The 17,157-nt window shown below is 57.5% G+C and carries 17 protein-coding genes and 1 pseudogene; 14 read left to right on the top strand and 4 right to left on the bottom strand.

All coding sequences use genetic code 11. The features are described from left to right. The first annotated feature begins 84 nt into the window (after positions 1-84). On the top strand, positions 85-267 hold the full coding sequence (locus ACR0L4_RS21675; protein WP_170433947.1) for a hypothetical protein: 183 nt from the start codon (positions 85-87) through the stop codon (positions 265-267). Positions 268-342: 75 nt separating this feature from the next. Here ACR0L4_RS21675 and hemH read toward each other — a convergent pair whose 3' ends face one another. After that, positions 343-1,392 carry a ferrochelatase gene (hemH, locus tag ACR0L4_RS21670; RefSeq protein WP_480515067.1) on the bottom strand — a complete coding sequence of 350 codons (1,050 nt, stop codon included), beginning with the start codon at positions 1,390-1,392 and terminating at the stop codon, positions 343-345. A gap of 56 nt (positions 1,393-1,448) precedes the next feature. After that, on the bottom strand, positions 1,449-2,279 hold the full coding sequence (locus ACR0L4_RS21665) for a class I SAM-dependent methyltransferase (RefSeq protein WP_480515065.1): 831 nt from the start codon (positions 2,277-2,279) through the stop codon (positions 1,449-1,451). A gap of 16 nt (positions 2,280-2,295) precedes the next feature. Here ACR0L4_RS21665 and ACR0L4_RS21660 point away from each other — a divergent pair, with 16 nt between their 5' ends. The 5 genes from ACR0L4_RS21660 (at position 2,296) to ACR0L4_RS21640 (ending at position 5,043) form a co-directional block, all read left to right on the top strand. Next, on the top strand, positions 2,296-3,024 hold the full coding sequence (locus ACR0L4_RS21660; protein WP_480515133.1) for a double zinc ribbon domain-containing protein: 729 nt from the start codon (positions 2,296-2,298) through the stop codon (positions 3,022-3,024). A gap of 37 nt (positions 3,025-3,061) precedes the next feature. Continuing rightward, positions 3,062-3,319 (top strand): glutaredoxin 3, encoded by a 258-nt coding sequence (gene grxC / locus ACR0L4_RS21655; protein ID WP_170754545.1) that lies wholly within the window; start codon positions 3,062-3,064, stop codon positions 3,317-3,319. Next, positions 3,319-4,149, top strand: a complete 831-nt coding sequence (locus ACR0L4_RS21650; RefSeq protein WP_170754547.1) for a carbon-nitrogen hydrolase family protein — start codon at positions 3,319-3,321, stop codon at positions 4,147-4,149. Before grxC ends, ACR0L4_RS21650 begins: the two co-directional genes overlap by 1 nt. Before the next feature lie 14 nt (positions 4,150-4,163). Continuing rightward, positions 4,164-4,604: a MarR family winged helix-turn-helix transcriptional regulator gene (locus tag ACR0L4_RS21645; RefSeq protein ID WP_170754549.1), complete on the top strand. Its 441-nt coding sequence runs from the start codon at positions 4,164-4,166 to the stop codon at positions 4,602-4,604. Between the two features lie 127 nt (positions 4,605-4,731). Then, positions 4,732-5,043, top strand: coding sequence for a hypothetical protein (locus ACR0L4_RS21640; protein ID WP_480515062.1), 312 nt, complete (start codon positions 4,732-4,734; stop codon positions 5,041-5,043). Positions 5,044-5,526: 483 nt separating this feature from the next. On the opposite strand, the gene ubiG is transcribed toward ACR0L4_RS21640, so the two are convergent. Next, positions 5,527-6,273 carry a bifunctional 2-polyprenyl-6-hydroxyphenol methylase/3-demethylubiquinol 3-O-methyltransferase UbiG gene (gene ubiG / locus ACR0L4_RS21635; RefSeq protein ID WP_480515060.1) on the bottom strand — a complete coding sequence of 249 codons (747 nt, stop codon included), beginning with the start codon at positions 6,271-6,273 and terminating at the stop codon, positions 5,527-5,529. 49 nt (positions 6,274-6,322) lie between these two features. Between ubiG and pip the strand changes: the two genes are divergently transcribed. From pip to ACR0L4_RS21595, 8 genes and pseudogenes are all read left to right on the top strand, one after another. Beyond that, positions 6,323-7,300, top strand: a complete 978-nt coding sequence (gene pip / locus ACR0L4_RS21630; protein WP_480515058.1) for a prolyl aminopeptidase — start codon at positions 6,323-6,325, stop codon at positions 7,298-7,300. Then, the gene (locus ACR0L4_RS21625; protein ID WP_480515056.1) at positions 7,297-8,118 is read left to right on the top strand and encodes an ABC transporter substrate-binding protein; all 822 of its coding nucleotides are present in this window, start codon (positions 7,297-7,299) and stop codon (positions 8,116-8,118) included. Before pip ends, ACR0L4_RS21625 begins: the two co-directional genes overlap by 4 nt. Before the next feature lie 159 nt (positions 8,119-8,277). Continuing rightward, on the top strand, positions 8,278-8,868 hold the full coding sequence (gene rimP / locus ACR0L4_RS21620; protein WP_480515054.1) for a ribosome maturation factor RimP: 591 nt from the start codon (positions 8,278-8,280) through the stop codon (positions 8,866-8,868). Further along, positions 8,868-10,481 (top strand): transcription termination factor NusA, encoded by a 1,614-nt coding sequence (nusA, locus tag ACR0L4_RS21615; protein WP_480515052.1) that lies wholly within the window; start codon positions 8,868-8,870, stop codon positions 10,479-10,481. The genes rimP and nusA overlap by 1 nt, the downstream gene beginning before the upstream one ends. A gap of 23 nt (positions 10,482-10,504) precedes the next feature. Next, positions 10,505-11,128, top strand: coding sequence for an RNA-binding protein (locus ACR0L4_RS21610; RefSeq protein ID WP_480515050.1), 624 nt, complete (start codon positions 10,505-10,507; stop codon positions 11,126-11,128). Between the two features lie 8 nt (positions 11,129-11,136). Beyond that, the gene (gene infB, locus ACR0L4_RS21605; RefSeq protein ID WP_480515048.1) at positions 11,137-13,614 is read left to right on the top strand and encodes a translation initiation factor IF-2; all 2,478 of its coding nucleotides are present in this window, start codon (positions 11,137-11,139) and stop codon (positions 13,612-13,614) included. 244 nt (positions 13,615-13,858) lie between these two features. Beyond that, positions 13,859-15,232: pseudogene (locus tag ACR0L4_RS21600) on the top strand (transposase). A gap of 129 nt (positions 15,233-15,361) precedes the next feature. Then, complete coding sequence (locus ACR0L4_RS21595) at positions 15,362-15,544, top strand: hypothetical protein (protein WP_170754563.1); 183 nt, start codon at positions 15,362-15,364, stop codon at positions 15,542-15,544. A 208-nt stretch (positions 15,545-15,752) separates the two neighbouring features. Here the strand turns inward: ACR0L4_RS21595 and ACR0L4_RS21590 are convergent, their stop codons facing one another. Beyond that, a complete protein-coding gene (locus ACR0L4_RS21590; RefSeq protein WP_170754565.1) occupies positions 15,753-16,868 on the bottom strand; it encodes a M48 family metallopeptidase in 1,116 nt (371 codons plus the stop codon). Positions 16,869-17,157 lie beyond the last annotated feature (289 nt).

Raw genomic sequence — 17,157 nt, 5'->3', positions numbered from 1 at the left:
TCTTTGCTGATTAGAAAAAACCACGAGGTAAGTCTTTGATGTGCGGTTCCAGATAGTGGAATCGTGCAAATTCTGGAGGTTAATATGAAAAAACTCGTTCTCGCCGCTGCACTGACTGCTGCTGCTTCGACTGCATATGCTGGCAACCTGGAAGAGCCGGTTGTTGAAGCACCTGTAGTTGTCGAAGAGACCCAGGGCACGTCGCAGGGCATCCTGCTGCCGCTGATCCTGCTGGTTGTAGTTGCCGCAGCTGTTGCAGCAAGCTAATTCGACGAGCATTATCCAGAGAAAAGGCGGTGGAGCTTTCCACCGCCTTTTTTCATACCCCGATGTCGGGGCCGGTCAGTCCAGCCAGCCGCTCAGGTTGTCTTCGATGATCTTGCCCAAAGCGGCGATATGCGAATCATCGTCGTTGAGGCAGGGAATATAGGTGAAGTGTTCGCCCCCGGCTTCTTCAAAGCTTTCCTTGATCTCTTCGTTGATCTCTTCCAGCGTCTCGATGCAATCCGACGAAAACGCTGGCGCGATGACCGCGATGTTCTTTTTGCCCTGCCGCGCCAAATCGGCCACGTGGTCTACTGTGTAAGGTTTCAACCATTCCTCCGGGCCAAAGCGCGACTGGAAGGTCGAAACAATCTTATCATCTGACCAGCCGAGCCGTTCTTTCAACAGACGAGATGTCTTGACGCACTGACAGTGATAGGGATCGCCCTGCTGCAAATAGCGCTCGGGCATGCCATGGTAGGAACAGACCAGCGTGTCAGGTTTGGTGTCCATCGCGGCATAAGCCTGCTCGACGGACTGGGCCAGCGCCTCGATGTAGGTGGGCTCATCGTAGTAGGCGGGGACCGTGCGGCTGGCCGGTTGCCAGGGTTCTTCCATCAGGGCGCGAAAGAACTGATCGTTGGCTGTGGCGGTCGTGGCCCCGGCATAGTGCGGGTAAAGCGGGAAGAACAGGATACGGTCGCAGCCCTCGGCGACCATTTCCCGCACTTTCGATTTTGTAGATGGATTTCCGTAGCGCATACAGAAGTCGACCAGAACCCGATCGCCGTAGCGGGCCTGCATCGCATCACGCAACTTGGTGGTTTGATCCTTGGTTATTGTCATCAGCGGGCTTTCGCCCTTGTCGTGATTCCAGATCGACTTGTACGCCTCGCCGGAACTGAAGGGGCGTTTGGTCAGGATGATGCCTTGCAGGATTGGTTGCCATTTCCACGCCGGATAGTCGATCACGCGGCGATCTGACAAAAACTCGTTCAGATAGCGCCGCATCGGCCAGTACGTGTAGTTATCCGGTGTGCCCAGGTTGGCCAGCAGAATGCCCACGCGCCCCATTTTTACCTTGGGGTGATCAGCGGGTGCGTGCACGGGGCGGGTAGCGTCAAACATTGCGATCTTCCTGAATTTGCGAGTTCTGGCCTGAGATAAAGGGAAATACCCAGTCGTCAATCGGGCAGTTTGCCCTCATCCGTGCCTAGGGCTTCTGCGAGGCGCGTCTGAGCTGAGCCGGGGCGCAGCGGTTTGGGTTGGCTGTCGTCGGGTGACCAGCCTGTCAGGCAGATCAGCTCGAACGTCGCGGGCAGGCGACCGGTGGGCGTGGCAAAATGGTCGGTATAGATAACCTGCGCTTGCTCAAAAACCTGCCGACGGGTGAGGGATTTCAGCCGGTTCCACAGAACATTGGTTTCCCCCATCGCGCGCAGGTCCTGCATGAGATGTGCCAGATCGCGATACTCTGCCGTCAGGGGAACCGCATCGGCCACGGGAAGGGCCAACCCGGCCCGTTGCAGCAGCGCACCCAGATCCCGCAACTCTCCCATCGGGGCAACGCGCGGGCTCAGGCCGCCTGTGACCTCAATCTCAGCCTGACCAAGCGCTGCGCGCAACTGGTGCAGGGTCTCGCCTCCCAGACACACGGTCAAAAGCAGACCGTCGGGGCACAGCGCGCGGCGGCATTGGATCAGTTGCCCGACCGGATCATTGGCCCAGTGCAGCGCCATGGCGTGAACCACCAGATCGTGCGCTCCGGGTGCCAGGTCGAGCCTGTCGTCATCCGTCACGATCCGGGCATCGGGTAGGATATCCTGCCAAATCTGTGGGAAAGGAGTCACGATCGCCGGAGCTGTAAAGCTTCTGTTAACCATGGTCAGCCGATCCTGCACCTCGTCTATTGCGGCGCGGTGAAGGAACAAGGCCTCTTCCAGAACCTTCGAGCGGCGACGCAGCAAAGTGGCGCGGTCGAAGAGGGAGGATGCATTGGACGCAGGCAGTTTCATACCCCGCACGTATCGCATTTGGCCGCGAGTTCAAACCGCGTTGCAATTGATCTATCCGCCCCGGTGCCTCAGCTGTGGTGAGTTGACCGAGTCGGACTTTGGCCTTTGCGGGTCCTGCTGGCGCGACACGCCATTTATCGGCGGAGCGGTGTGCGACAGCTGTGGCATACCTGTGCCTGGGGACAGGGATGGGCATCGGATCGAATGCGATGATTGCCTGAAGTCGCCGCGCCCTTGGCAGGATGGACGGGCAGCTTTGCTCTATAGCGAGCGGGCCAGATCGTTGATTCTGGCGCTCAAGCATGGTGACCGCCCCGAGCTTGCCCGACCTGCCGCACGCTGGATGGCACTGGCGGGGCGGGATGTGCTGAAACCGGATATGCTGATCGCGCCGGTCCCTTTGCATTGGTCGCGGCTGATCAAACGGCGGTACAATCAATCCGCACTTCTGGCACAGCATCTGGCGCGGGAAACCGGGCTGGATGTCTGTCCTGATGCGCTGGTGCGGCAAACCCAAACGCCGGTGCTGGATGGAAAAACCGCAGCCCAGCGGTCCGAGACGCTGGATGGGGTCATCGTCCCTCATCCCAAACGGCGGCATCACCTTGAAGGCCGCGATGTCCTGCTGGTCGATGATGTCATGACGTCCGGGGCAACCCTGGCGGCCTGCACGCGAGCCTGTCAGAATGCCGGAGCAAATCATATTTTCGTGTTGGTGCTGGCGCGCGTTGCCAAGGATGCCTAATTCGCACAAGATCGTGCGAAACCTGAAGGACGGATTTATGAAACCTGTTGAAATCTACACATCGCCTCTGTGCGGCTTCTGCCACGCTGCCAAGCGTTTGTTGAAACAGAAGGGCGTCGAATACAAGGAAATCGACGTATTGCTGCATCCAAAGCGCAAACCCGAAATGATCCAACGCGCGGGCGGCAAACGTACCGTGCCGCAGATCTTCATCGGGACCGATCACGTCGGCGGTTGCGACGATCTTTATGAACTGGATCGTCAGGGCAAGCTGGACGGTCTGCTGGCAGCCTGATGAAAACCGCCCTGCTGCAAGTCACCTCGTCTGACGACCCGGTGGAAAATCTGAACATGGTGCGCGTCTTGATGGCCGAGGCGGCGCAGCAGGGCGCGCAGTTCATTCTGACACCCGAGGTGACGAACTGCGTCTCAACCAGCATCACGCGGCAGCGCGAGGTTCTGCAGCACGAAGAGGATGACGTCACTTTGGCTGGCCTGCGCGAACAGGCTGCCTCACTTGGTGTTTGGTTGCTGATCGGATCGCTGGGGCTCAAGACCCACGATGCAGATGGCCGCTTTGCCAATCGGTGCTTCATGATCGACCCGCAAGGGCAGATCGTGGCGCGCTATGACAAAATTCACATGTTCGATGTGCGGGTGACCGAGGCCGAGACCTTCCGCGAATCGAACAACTACCGTCCGGGCGAGAAAGCGGTCATTGCCGAGACGGATTTCGGCAAGGTCGGCCTGACCATCTGTTATGACATCCGCTTTCCGCGTCTCTACGCTGCGTTGGCGCAGGCAGGGGCGCGTATTCTGACCGTTCCGGCAGCGTTTTCGCCGATCACCGGGGCGGCCCATTGGGAATCGTTGCTGCGCGCACGGGCCATCGAAACCGGTTGTTGGGTGCTGGCCCCGGCGCAAACCGGTGAACATGCCAAAACCCGGGGAAAAACCCGAAATACCCACGGTCACAGCATGGTTGTCGCGCCTTGGGGAGAGGTGCTGATCGACGCAGGTATCGATCCGGGCATTCACATTTTCGATTTGGATGATAGTTCTGTGACAGAGGCACGCCGCCGTGTGCCCTCATTGACTCACGTGCGCCCTTTCGAGGGACCCTGACCCAGAAACGGACCATGACGGACGACACCAATGCCCTGGCAGTCACGCTGTTCAGCGAGATCCTGACCGCCGACCAGCTTTTGCGCAACCGGCTGAGCCGGGTGCTGCCCAAGGGCATGGAAATCTCGCATTTCTCTGTGCTGAACCATCTGGTCTTTGTCGGAGACGAGCGCACACCGGCGCAACTGGCGAACACCTTCCACGTCACGCGTGGGGCGATGACCAACACGTTGGCCAAGCTGGAATGGGCCGGCTACATCCATATCCGCCCCGACTGGGACGACGCCCGCCGCAAGATGGTCGCGATCAGCCCCGCCGGCAAACGCGCGCGGGATCAGGCGATTTCCTCGATTGCCCCGCTGATCAACCGCGTGGTCGGAGAGCTGGGGTTGGAGCGTGTCCGGAGTACGTTGCCGGTGTTGAGGGATTTGCGATTGCAGTTGGAGGGGGAGTAGGGCGCGCGCGTTGGCCTGATGCAAGCGTGCAAAATCCATGCGTGTGGCATCGCCAAATTTGTGTGTGCGAATTCATATCTCAAATCGAATACTTGGCACGACTCATGACAGAGAATGAGGTCAGAAATTGAAGAAATTGCTTGTCTGGGTTTTTCTAGCGAATCCTGCGTTTGCTGAGGAAGTGGTTAGTCTGAACCAGATTGAACAGTATGCTGGGGAGTTTCTGAATCAGGAAACATGCGAAGAAATGATTGATCGCGCCAGACTAGGTAAGGTCAAGAAAACCAGTTCGGAAGATCAAATAAAGTCTATGGTTTTTTACACCTACATGCAGGGCTTCGCAAAAGGTAGAAATATCAGTGTCAAAGAGAGCGGTCGGCTGATATTTCAGTTTTGCGCGAAGAATCCCGGATCCCTCGTATCTCAATTCCAAGACTGAGGTTACAACAGCTTCCACTTGAATTCTCGAACATTGCTTCTAACTACGCCGCAATTAGAAACATACAATATACGCCCATATTCGTTCAGAATCTGTAGATCGTGTTTTGCGAGTCCTGCGTGGTCATAGCTAACAAGCGCATACGCTCGAAATCCGCCGGAACGTTTAACCCAAGACGGGACTTTTTCTTCATCCCTAACTTCGGAATGTGAGACCAGCCGAACTGAAAAGGCGGCGTCCCGATAGTCAGGGTCCTTCCGCAAGGGATTACTTTGCATTGCATAAGTTCTTGCGAGCGCCAGACTTTCCCCATCTGAAAGTCTGTGCCTAGTCTCAATGCAATATCCCTTGGCCCGCTTTGCACCCTTGTAAGTCGAGGCTGAGAAAGCAACCGCTGCGATGGCAAACGCAACGCAAATCGAAAAACGGGTAAAAGTCATTTGGAGTATCCTCACTCAGCGCGAATGGGTGCGAACACCTATCCTACCCTGGCTTCACACTCGCGGTCACATAGTTCACGCTCAAATCCCGGTCCGAGATCGACCAGCTCCAGAGGATCGGGTTGAAGACGAATCCCTTGCGGTCCACCGGCTCCAGCCCGGCTTGGCGCAGTAGGTCGAACAGCTCATCGGGGGTGATGAACTTGTTCCATTCATGCGTGCCGCGTGGCAGCCAGCGCATGACGACCTCGGCCCCGAAGATAGCCATGGCATAGGATTTCGGGTTGCGGTTGATGGTCGAGCAAATCTCCAACCCGCCGGGTTTCAGCAATTGTCTCGTGGCGGTCAGGTAACTTAGCGGGTCGGCGACATGTTCGACCACTTCCATGTTCAGCACGACGTCGAACTGCTCGCCTGCGGCGGCCATGTCCTCGGCGGTGGTGTGGCGGTAGTCGATCTCAAGCCCCGATTGCTCGGCATGGATGCGGGCGACGGGCAGGTTGCCCGCAGCAGCGTCGGCCCCCACGACCTCGGCCCCAAGGCGGGCCATGGGTTCGCTCAGCAGCCCTCCACCGCAGCCGATATCGAGAAGGCGCAGGCCCTTGAACGGTGCGGGCGCGTTCAGGTCGCGGTCAAACTCACCCGCAATCTGCTGTGTGATATAGTCCAAACGACACGGATTCAGCATGTGCAGAGGTTTGAATTTCCCATGCGGGTCCCACCATTCCGCTGCCATCGCCTCGAATTTAGCGATCTCAGATGGGTCGACCGTGTTCGGATGCGCTTGCATTCCTGTCTCCGTGTGCTCTTTTACGTCTTAAGGACTATATAGGGCCATAATGGACAAGTACCCGGACCAAAAGCGCGCAGTGCAATATCTCTACCCGCCGATCGATCCTTTTGATCAGCGGTTGGTCAGTGTGGGCGATGGGCACCAGATATATATGGAGCAAAGCGGCAACCCCGATGGGCTGCCGGTTGTGGTGCTGCACGGGGGGCCGGGTGGTGGCTGCAGCCCTGCGATGCGGCGCTATTTCGATCCACGCGTGTTCCGCGTGATTCTGTTCGATCAGCGGGGATGTGGTAAATCGCGGCCCCATGCCTCGGTCGAACACAACACGACATGGCATTTGGTCGAGGATATCGAGCGGCTGCGGTCGCTTTTGGATATTGATGAATGGACCGTGTTTGGCGGTAGCTGGGGGGCCACGCTGGCGTTGATCTATGCGCAGACGCATCCCGACCGGGTCAGCCGTCTTGTGCTGCGCGGGGTGTTTTTGGCGACGCAGGCCGAGTTGGATTGGTTCTATGGCGGTGGTGCGGGGAAGTTCTGGCCAGAGCAATGGGCCAAGTTCACCTCTTTGCTGTCGGAAGAAGAGCTGTCCGATACGATCAGGGCGTATAACAAACGTCTGTTTTCGGGTGATCGCGCGACCGAAATTCTCTATGCGCGCGCTTGGTCAGCCTGGGAAAACGCGTTGGCATCGATACATTCCAACGGATCGACAGGCGAAAGCCCCGGGGAATATGCGCGGGCCTTTGCGCGGCTTGAGAATCACTATTTCATCAACAACGCGTTTCTTGAGAGTGATGGGCAGATTCTGGATCGGATGGACAGAATTGCCCAAATACCCGGCCATATCGTGCAGGGTCGCTATGATATGATTTGCCCGCCTGAAGGAGCCTGGACCCTCGCCGAACGCTGGCCGAATGCCGAGCTCAAGATGGTTCGCCAAGCCGGCCATGCTCTTTCCGAGCCCGGTATCAGTGCGGAATTGGTGCGAATCATGGATCGCGTGGCGGAGGGCGTGGCATGACCCGGATGGACCGCCGTGCTTTGTTTGCTTCGGGTGCTGCCGCTGCGTTGCTGGCGGCAACAGGCGCGTCGCTGGCGGATACGCCAAAAGCTGGGGGCACTTTGCGTCTTGCAGTGCCGCGTGACGACAGTTTGGAACAGGTGGCACGCGGGGCGGTATTTGATACCCTAACTGAGATCGCCCCCGATGGAACACTGCGTGCGGAGTTGGCGACGGGCTGGCAGACCGATGCGGATGCGCGGGTCTGGACGTTTGATCTGCGCACAGATGTGACTTTCCACGATGGCACAGAGTTGGATGTGTCGGATGTTCTACCGATTATGGCCGGGTTCGGACGAACGGAAGCCTTGAGCTCGACCCAAATACGCGTCGATCTTGCAGAGCCAAACGCGGGATTGCCATTTCTGCTGGCCGATACCCGTTTTGTCGTCACTCGGCATGGCGCGGGTGTCACGCCCTTGAAACAGGCCAACGGCACAGGCTGTTATCGCGTCGAACGGGCCGAAGATGATCGCAATTTCCTTGGGCGCAAGGTGGCAGATCACTACAAGAACAGTACCGCTGGGTGGGCCGACAAGGTTGAGGTCATCGTGATCCCTGACGCGCGTGTGCGGGCCGAGGCGTTGCGGGATGGTTTTGTCGACATTGCAGCGCTTCCTGATAGTGATCAGCTGCGCACCAAACGTGGTCTCAGGTTCTTCCCGAACGACGCGGACATGTTGCTGGCGGTTGCGCCCCACGTGGGGATGCCGCGCCAGATCGCGCGGGGCAGGGCATTAGACGATGGACGCATCGCCGAACGGTGGTGGCTGGCGTAAATCCGATCACGATTTGCACCGGGGGTTGCAGACTCGGGAAACCCTGCGTATATGCATCCCAACAGCGGCGTGTCGGACTTCTGGTTCGAGGCTCCACCGGAAAATTCGACGGGCCGCGCGCCCGTTTTTTTGTGCCCGACTGACAGGGTAGAGTAGCTGATGACAAACGACCTGATAGCCAAAGCAGCCATCGACCGGCGACTTGCCGAGATCATCACCCCTGTGATCGAAGATCTGGGGTATGAGCTGGTCCGTGTCCGCCTGATGAGCGGCAAGCAGACCACCTTGCAGATCATGGCGGACAAGCCCGAGGGTGGCATCGAAGTGGATGATTGCGCCGAAATCTCGAACGCGGTCAGCGCCACGCTGGATGTCGAGGACCCGATCCTAGACGCCTATGCGTTGGAAGTGTCCAGCCCGGGCATCGACCGGCCCCTGACCCGCCTCAAAGATTTTGAGGTGTTCGAAGGGTATGAGGCCAAGATCGAGACCATCGAGCTGATTGACGGTCGCCGCCGGTTCAAAGGCGAACTGGCCGGGATCGAAGGGGATGAGGTTCTGATCAACATCCCCGAGGGGGATGAGACGATCACCATCGGTCTGCAATTCGACTGGTTGAGCGACGCCAAGCTGGTCCTCACCGATGACCTGATCAAGGAAATGCTGCGCCAGCGCAAAGACGCCGGTGCCCTGAACGAAAACGCTTTCGACGAGATTGAGACCGAAGGGTCCGAAGAGGAGACGAACTGATGGCAATCACCTCAGCCAACCAGCTGGAGCTGCTGCAGACCGCCGAGGCCGTGGCCCGCGAAAAGATGATCGACCCCGGTCTGGTTGTCGAAGCGATGGAGGAATCGCTCGCCCGTGCCGCCAAGAGCCGCTACGGCGCCGAGATGGACATCCGCGTCAGCATCGACCGCAAGACAGGTAAAGCTACCTTTACCCGCGTCCGCACCGTGGTCGAGGATGAAGAGCTGGAGAATTATCAGGCCGAGATGACCGTCGAGCAGGCCATGCAATATATGGAATCGCCCGAGGTTGGTGACGTCTTCGTTGAAGAAGTGCCCCCGGTTGAAATGGGCCGGATCGCGGCGCAATCGGCCAAGCAGGTGATTCTGCAGAAAGTTCGCGAAGCTGAACGCGACCGTCAGTACGAAGAATTCAAGGATCGCGCAGGCACCATCATCAACGGTGCGGTCAAGCGCGAAGAATTCGGCAATGTCATCGTCGATCTGGGCGGGGCCGAGGCTGTTCTGCGCCGTAACGACAAGATCGGCCGCGAAAGCTATCGCCCGAACGACCGTGTGCGTGCCTACATCAAGGAGGTTCGCCGCGAGGTGCGTGGCCACCAGATCTTCCTGTCGCGCACTGCGCCGGAGTTCATGGCCGAGCTGTTCAAGATGGAAGTGCCGGAAATCTATGACGGGATCATTGAGGTCAAGGCCGTGGCCCGCGACCCCGGTTCGCGCGCCAAAATTGCCGTTATTTCTTATGACGGGTCGATTGATCCGGTCGGCGCCTGCGTCGGTATGCGTGGTAGCCGCGTGCAGGCCGTTGTGAATGAGCTGCAGGGCGAAAAGATCGACATCATTCCGTGGAACGAAGATCAGCCGACTTTCCTGGTCAACGCGCTGCAGCCTGCCGAGGTCTCCAAGGTGGTTCTGGACGAAGAAGCCGGCAAGATCGAAGTTGTGGTTCCGGAAGAGCAGTTGAGCCTTGCGATTGGCCGCCGGGGTCAGAACGTACGTCTGGCCAGCCAGCTGACCAACCTGGACATCGACATCATGACCGAAGCCGAAGAATCGGCGCGTCGTCAGAAAGAATTCGAAGCCCGCACAAGCCTGTTCATGGAAACGCTCGATCTGGACGAATTCTTCGCTCAGCTCTTGGTGTCTGAGGGCTTTACCAACCTTGAAGAAGTCGCCTACGTCGAAATCGAGGAACTGCTTGTCATTGACGGTGTCGACGAAGGCACTGCGCAGGAATTGCAGACCCGTGCGCGTGAATTCCTCGAAGCGCAAGCCAAGGCCGCTCTGGACGCTGCCCGCGCGCTGGGCGTCGAGGACAGCCTTATTGAATTCGAGGGCCTGACACCCCAGATGGTAGAGGCGCTGGCCAAGGACGATGTGAAGACACTGGAAGACTTCGCAACCTGCGCCGATTGGGAGCTGGCCGGTGGCTGGACCACTGTTGATGGCGAACGCATCAAGGATGACGGCGTGCTTGAACCTTTTGGTGTAACACTGGAAGAAGCACAGGATCTGGTCATGACCGCGCGCATCATGCTGGGTTGGGTTGATCCGGCCGAATTGGAACAGGCCGAAGAAGACGCCGACCTTGCAGAAGAGGAGGCCGAGGCCTGATCTCAGGGCCTCGGGTGGCTGACATGGGTCGCGGTGGCGTCCATAAAGATCGGTCCGACGGGCCAGAGCGGAAATGCATCGCCACGGGCGAGGTGCAGCCAAAATATGGGCTGATCCGCTTTGTCACCGGCCCCGATGGACAGGTCTACCCGGATGTCGCGGCAAAACTGCCGGGGCGTGGGGTTTACGTAGCGGCAGACCGTGCCGCATTGGACCAGGCCGCAGGCAAGAAGCTGTTCGCGCGTGGGTTCAAGGCACAGGTAACTGTGCCAGTCGACCTGACAGACGAAGTCGAAAGGCAGATCGCACGTCGCGTGATCGAACTTTTGAGTCTGGCCCGTAAGTCGGGTGATGCGGTTGCGGGCTATGAAAAGGTCAAGACGTGGCTGGACCGGGAAGAGGCGAGTGTGCTGATTCAGGCCGCCGATGGCTCGGGGCGCGGCAAGTCGAAACTCAGCACGCCGCACTTCGGAAAATACATCGGTTGGCTGACTGCCGATGAATTAGGGCAGGCATTTGGTCGCCAAACCGTGATTCATGCGGCCTTGGCCTCTGGCGGACTCGCCAAACGTGTTGTAGAGGAAGCGCAGCGCCTGCGTGGCTTGCGCGAAACGGATGACGGCGGCAGGGGCCGCTCGGAAGGGTAAGAAGCTTTATGAGCGATAATGACGGCAAAAAGACATTGGGTCTTCGTGGCGGGGCACGCCCCGGAAATGTGAAACAGAGTTTCAGCCACGGACGCACCAAGAATGTCGTGGTGGAAACCAAACGCAAACGCGTGGTGGTCCCCAAGCCGGGTGCCAGCAAACCGGGTGGCGGAGCGACGCCATCAGGTGATCCGTCGCGTCGTCCTGCGGGTATTTCTGACGCGGAAATGGCGCGTCGGATGAAAGCGTTGCAGGCCGCCAAGGCTCGCGAAGCCGAAGAGTCCGCCGCCCGTGAGGCCGCTGAAAAGGCGCGTGAAGAAGAACGCGCCCGCCGCCGCGCGGAACAAGAGGCCAAAGAGCGTGAACAGCGCGAAGCAGAAGAGCGCGCCCGCGCCAAGGCTGAAGAAGAAGAACGTCAGCGCAAAGAGGCTGAAGAAGCCGCCAAACGCGCGGCTGCGGCCCCGGCTCCTGAAGAGCCAAAAGCCGCACGTAGCCCGGCCAGCAAGCCTGCGCCAGCTGCGGCACCACGCAAGCAGGATCGCGAACGTGAACAGCGCGGCAACCGCGGCAAGGGACGCGATGATAACCGTCGTTCAGGCAAGCTGACATTGGGTCAGGCTACGGGCGGCGAAGGCAATCGCCAGCGTTCGATGGCAGCCATGAAGCGCAAGCAAGAGCGCGCGCGCCAGAAAGCCATGGGTGGCACGGTCGAGCGGGAAAAGGTCATTCGTGACGTTCAGCTCCCCGAGGCGATCATGGTTTCGGAACTGGCCAACCGCATGGCCGAGCGTGTGGCCGATGTGGTCAAGTCTCTGATGCAGATGGGCATGATGGTCACGCAGAACCAGACTATTGATGCTGATACTGCAGAACTGATCATCGAAGAGTTTGGCCACAAGGTGACTCGTGTCTCTGATTCGGATGTCGAAGACGTCATCAAAGAGGTCGAAGACAGCGACGAAGATCTGCAGCCGCGCCCGCCGGTCATTACCATAATGGGTCATGTTGACCACGGTAAGACCTCGCTTCTGGATGCGATCCGCGACGCCCGCGTTGTGGCGGGTGAGGCCGGGGGTATTACCCAGCATATCGGTGCCTATCAGGTGAAAACCGATAGCGGCACGACGCTGTCATTCCTGGATACACCGGGCCACGCGGCCTTTACCTCGATGCGCTCACGCGGTGCACAGGTCACGGATATCGTGGTTCTGGTTGTCGCTGCGGATGACGCTGTGATGCCGCAGACGATCGAGGCGATCAACCATGCCAAAGCTGCGGGTGTCCCGATGATTGTTGCGATCAACAAGGTCGACAAGCCGGATGCAAACCCGGACAAGGTGCGCACCGATCTGCTGCAGCACGAAGTCATCGTCGAGAAAATGTCGGGTGAGGTTCAGGACGTCGAGGTTTCGGCCATCACCGGTCAGGGCCTGGACGAGCTGCTGGAAGCCATCGCGCTGCAATCTGAAATCCTCGAGCTGAAAGCCAACCCGAACCGCGCCGCCCAAGGCGCCGTGATCGAGGCGCAGCTGGATGTAGGTCGCGGACCTGTTGCCACTGTTCTGGTTCAGACCGGTACATTGCGTCAGGGCGATATCTTTGTTGTGGGTGAGCAATACGGTAAAGTCCGTGCGCTGATCAACGACAAGGGCGAACGCGTCAAAGAAGCTGGCCCATCGGTTCCGGTCGAGGTTCTGGGTCTGAACGGCACGCCCGAGGCCGGGGACGTTCTAAACGTCACCGAGACCGAAGCGCAGGCGCGTGAAATCGCCGCCTACCGTGAGCAAGCCGCCAAGGACAAACGCGCCGCCGCCGGTGCCGCGACCACCCTTGAACAGCTGATGCAGAAGGCCAAGGAAGACGAAAACGTCACCGAGCTGCCAATTCTGATGAAAGCGGACGTGCAGGGTTCTGCCGAAGCCATCGTTCAGGCGATGGAAAAGATCGGCAATGACGAAGTACGCGTACGCGTGCTGCACTCGGGCGTTGGTGCGATCACCGAAACCGATGTCGGCCTGGCCGAAGCGTCCGGGGCCCCGATCCTGGGCTTCAACGTGCGTGCCAATGCCTCGGCACGGAACACAGCGAACCAGAAGGGCGTGGAAATCCGCTATTACTCGGTGATCTACGATCTGGTCGACGACGTGAAAGCCGCCGCTTCGGGCCTGCTGAGCGCCGAGATCCGCGAAAAGTTCATCGGTTACGCCGAGATTCGCGAAGTCTTCAAGGTTACTGGCGTTGGCAAGGTTGCTGGCTGTCTAGTCACCGAAGGCGTGGCGCGCCGTTCCGCAGGTGTCCGCCTGCTGCGCGACAACGTGGTGATCCACGAAGGCACGCTGAAGACGCTGAAACGCTTCAAGGACGAAGTGGCGGAGGTTCAGTCGGGTCAGGAATGCGGTATGGCATTCGAGAACTACGACGATATCCGCGCCGGCGACGTCATCGAAATCTTTGAGCGCGAAGAGGTCACCCGGACACTGGATTGATCCGGTGTCGTAAGAAGCATAAATCAGCGGCTCGCTCGGGCCGCTGTTTTTACGTTTTGTGAAACTTAGCGAACCAATTGCTCTGTGTTTTGAGGTTTTTTGAAACCAATCACTGCGCCGCGTCAGTAGGTTTGGCTAAAAGACAAGCCGACTCAAGGTCAGTTGTGTCCCGATAGTGTTGAAAAAGTCCGTTGATTGGTTGGTTGTGCGCTGATTCACTCGTTTTGAGAGTGGAGGTGCGGCGATGATGGGACCGAGGCAGGGTGCGCAGGGTGCGCTGTTCTACGAGTTTTCAATCGAGGAATTTGTACCCGAGGATCACCCGCTACGCGGCATTGATCGTTTCCTTGATCTGTCTGACGTTCGACCGCTTCTGGCCCCGTCGTATAGCTCGCATGGTCGTCCTTCGGTTGACCCTGAGTTGATGATCCGGATGCTGTTGTTGGGCTATTGCCAAGGCATTCGATCCGAGCGCCGCCTCTGTGAAGAAGTGCATGTCAATCTGGCGTACAGGTGGTTTTGCAGGCTCGACTTGACTGACCCGGTGCCTGATCATTCGACCTTCTCAAAGAACCGGCATAGGCGTTTCCGGGAGAGCGGTTTGTTCCGGCAGCTCTTCGAGACAGTTTTGCAGCGCTGCATTGATGAGGGCTTGGTTGGCGGCGAGAGCTTCGGCGTCGATGCCAGCCTGATCCCGGCGAATGCGAACCAGACATGCGGGATCGACAGCAAGGAAGGTCTGCCATCCGACCTGACAACCCACGTCGTTGAGGACTATCTCGAGACACTTGATGATGCGGCATTCGGAGCCTCGACCAAAGTCGTTCCCAAATACATCTCGCCTGTCGATCCTGCGGCGCGCTGGACGGGGGCAGACGGTGGAGCAGCCTTCTTCGCGTGCTCGACCAACTATATGGTGGATTTGGACAATGCCGTGATTGTAGATGTTGAGCCATCCGTTCCGATCCGAACCGCTGAGGCCTTTGCCGCAAGGCGTATGATCGACCGGATCACAGACCGCTTTAACATGACCCCGGACAAATTGGTGGGCGACACCGGCTACGGTTCAGCAGAAATGCTGGGCTGGTTGGTGGAAGAGCGCGGCATCGCTCCGCACATTCCGGTCTGGGACAAATCCAAACGGACGGGCGGCACATTCTCACGCGAAGACTTTGTCTACGACCCCGCTGCCGATAGCTACACATGCCCCGGCAACAAGGAACTGAGAACGTATCGCCGAAACTTCTCCAAACCGCGAAAGCCCAACGGCGGTAAAGACGGGTTCATCCGATGCCGTGCTTCAAAACACGACTGTGATCCTGCCCGCTCAAACCGCAATGTTGTCCAAGGGACCCTGGCAGGCGCGTGATGAGATCCGTACACGAAGCTGCGCGAGATGTGGCCCGCGACATACGCAAAACCGATGCCTACATGACCTCGTTCATTCAGAGGCGGATAGTCGAGATGCTCTTCGCCCATCTGAAGCGATACATCGGCGTGACGATGATGCGGCTTCGAAGGACCCAAAGGCGCATATGAACAGTTCCAGCTCGCAGCAACTGCTCAAAACCTCAGGAAACTCGCCAAGCTGATTCCGCAACAACAACCAATAGGCTGAAAGCAACGGCAAAGCTGCTTTGAGCGCAACCCATCGGCAGCCCCAACGTCGACTTCTTCAACACTATTCGGACTTTTGGGTCATTCGGTTAAATCTTCCGGACGTTGACAACTTTAGGCACTCAAAACCATGCTCGAAAAAATGACTATTGCTCTACTCGAACTCCGCAACGGTCATCTTTCTTTGGAATTCGAAAAAGATGGCATTCCTGAAGTTGTGAATAAAATCAGAAACTTGTTTGGAAAAGCAGATCAAATGCAATATGTTGTGGCAAGCGAGGTTACGTTTGGCGGAGCCACTTTCACCTTTTAAAATGAGTGGCAAGACCCATGCCTGATCTCGTCCACGCATCGGGGCGATTAAAGCCTTCGGCAAGTCCATAAGCAACTGAATATCAAGTAGAGCCGACTACGTAGATACTGTGAGCTCGGACACTTTGGGCTAAAACCAATCGTCCACAGCGCCAACACACGCAGCTTTGCAAATTCGCAAATGAACAAATCAATCTGCAGCATCAGGCCTACCACCCTTCTTCAATTTGAATTTCGCGCCGCAGGTTGTCTCCCTGTTTTGCGAATTGCCCTTCAAGTTCAGAATCGCTGTCACGCACTTCGTCCGGATCAAAAACAGAAGCGTCAGCATCGCTGAGTAGGTCTAGAAACGCGATGCGATAGACGGTCGGTGGATGCGTCGAGTCCACTGCCAGTTTCGCGGCATTCGCCTTGGCGATAATCGCGTCACGTTCCCGGACTGAAATTCCCGTAATGGCGGACGCAAATCGGTCAACTAGCGCCAATCCGCCGGGCACCCGGTTCGCGTGCATCCCCAAACGTTCTATCGCTATGCGTTCGTCGAGCATCGTTTTTTGAAGAGCAGATTGCGATGCTGGTACACCGGCGACGTATGCCGCGAGTGCGTCGGCCAAGTACTCAGATCTCTGGCTCTCAAAAAAAATTAGCCGCAACAGAAGCCTATGAAGGCCGGATACAATCAGGAACGGGAGATACATTATGATCTCAGCCAAAAGTTCATCTGCATCAGGTTCAAGAAACCAAAGCCAGCCCTCTAGAGTTTGAAGCGCCTTGCCGGTTAGTCCCGAACGGGCTGGATCACCGTTCACCTGATGTGCCACCTCGTGGGCAAGAATAGCCAACTTTTCCTCGGGTGTAGTCGCCCGCCATAGCACCGCGCCGATTCCGATGACACGTTTTCCTGTAAAATGTAGCATGAATGCATTGAAGTCAGGTGTAATCATAACGTGGGTAATGGACTCAGTTCCCATTCGATCAGTGATCTGGTCCAATAGATGGAATGTGGCAGGTAATTTGGAACGCTCGGAGAGACCTTCCAACCCTCGTTGACGATTGGGCAGGAGAATGTAACCTATTCCAACCATTACTAATCCGATGATTATGGCAAAGACGTTTGGAAAGGTAATTGCGATTAGCAGCGCGCCTAACATGATCGAAACAAATGGGCTGGCAAGAATGGCTATCGACAAAACAGTAGCCACAACGGGTACAGTCCGCTTTCTGTCGAGTTTGCGTTCAATAAGGTCTTTTTGGGCATCCAAGAATATTTTTTCGCCCAATCTGCGGTTCAACCGCTCGCGAAACTGCGTGGTACTTTTGTTCATCTGTGAAAGTCAAAATCCTAAAGCTAAATGTGAAGTGTTCTCTTCAAGGAGGTTTGGCTCAGGCCAATGAACTGGTCAACGGCTGTTTTTCTCTGATTTAGCACCCTGACTGCTTCTTCACCAAGACGCCCTTGAATGGCTGGAATGCGTGTGAGACAGCCAATGTGTTTGCAGCATGGGATTCTATCGGCAACGAAGGCAGTCTCGTCTTGCCCCGTTTCAGTGGACGGTTTGAAAGGACCCGGCTGACCGATCTTCGAAGTCAGCTGGACTTACGTTGCCAAGATAT

The organism is Ruegeria sp. AB5, assembly GCF_056542645.1.
The sequence above is the reverse complement of the archived record's forward strand: the minus strand, read 5'-3'. Positions and strand labels throughout refer to the sequence as shown.

Coding starts and splice junctions, on each gene's coding strand:
- ACR0L4_RS21675 (WP_170433947.1), top strand. CDS start 85: ATGAAAAAACTCGTTCTCGCCGCTGCACTGACTGCTGCTGCTTCGACT.
- hemH (WP_480515067.1), bottom strand. CDS start 1,392: ATGTTTGACGCTACCCGCCCCGTGCACGCACCCGCTGATCACCCCAAG.
- ACR0L4_RS21665 (WP_480515065.1), bottom strand. CDS start 2,279: ATGAAACTGCCTGCGTCCAATGCATCCTCCCTCTTCGACCGCGCCACT.
- grxC (WP_170754545.1), top strand. CDS start 3,062: ATGAAACCTGTTGAAATCTACACATCGCCTCTGTGCGGCTTCTGCCAC.
- ACR0L4_RS21650 (WP_170754547.1), top strand. CDS start 3,319: ATGAAAACCGCCCTGCTGCAAGTCACCTCGTCTGACGACCCGGTGGAA.
- ACR0L4_RS21645 (WP_170754549.1), top strand. CDS start 4,164: ATGACGGACGACACCAATGCCCTGGCAGTCACGCTGTTCAGCGAGATC.
- ubiG (WP_480515060.1), bottom strand. CDS start 6,273: ATGCAAGCGCATCCGAACACGGTCGACCCATCTGAGATCGCTAAATTC.
- pip (WP_480515058.1), top strand. CDS start 6,323: ATGGACAAGTACCCGGACCAAAAGCGCGCAGTGCAATATCTCTACCCG.
- ACR0L4_RS21625 (WP_480515056.1), top strand. CDS start 7,297: ATGACCCGGATGGACCGCCGTGCTTTGTTTGCTTCGGGTGCTGCCGCT.
- rimP (WP_480515054.1), top strand. CDS start 8,278: ATGACAAACGACCTGATAGCCAAAGCAGCCATCGACCGGCGACTTGCC.
- nusA (WP_480515052.1), top strand. CDS start 8,868: ATGGCAATCACCTCAGCCAACCAGCTGGAGCTGCTGCAGACCGCCGAG.
- ACR0L4_RS21610 (WP_480515050.1), top strand. CDS start 10,505: ATGGGTCGCGGTGGCGTCCATAAAGATCGGTCCGACGGGCCAGAGCGG.
- infB (WP_480515048.1), top strand. CDS start 11,137: ATGAGCGATAATGACGGCAAAAAGACATTGGGTCTTCGTGGCGGGGCA.
- ACR0L4_RS21595 (WP_170754563.1), top strand. CDS start 15,362: ATGCTCGAAAAAATGACTATTGCTCTACTCGAACTCCGCAACGGTCAT.
- ACR0L4_RS21590 (WP_170754565.1), bottom strand. CDS start 16,868: ATGAACAAAAGTACCACGCAGTTTCGCGAGCGGTTGAACCGCAGATTG.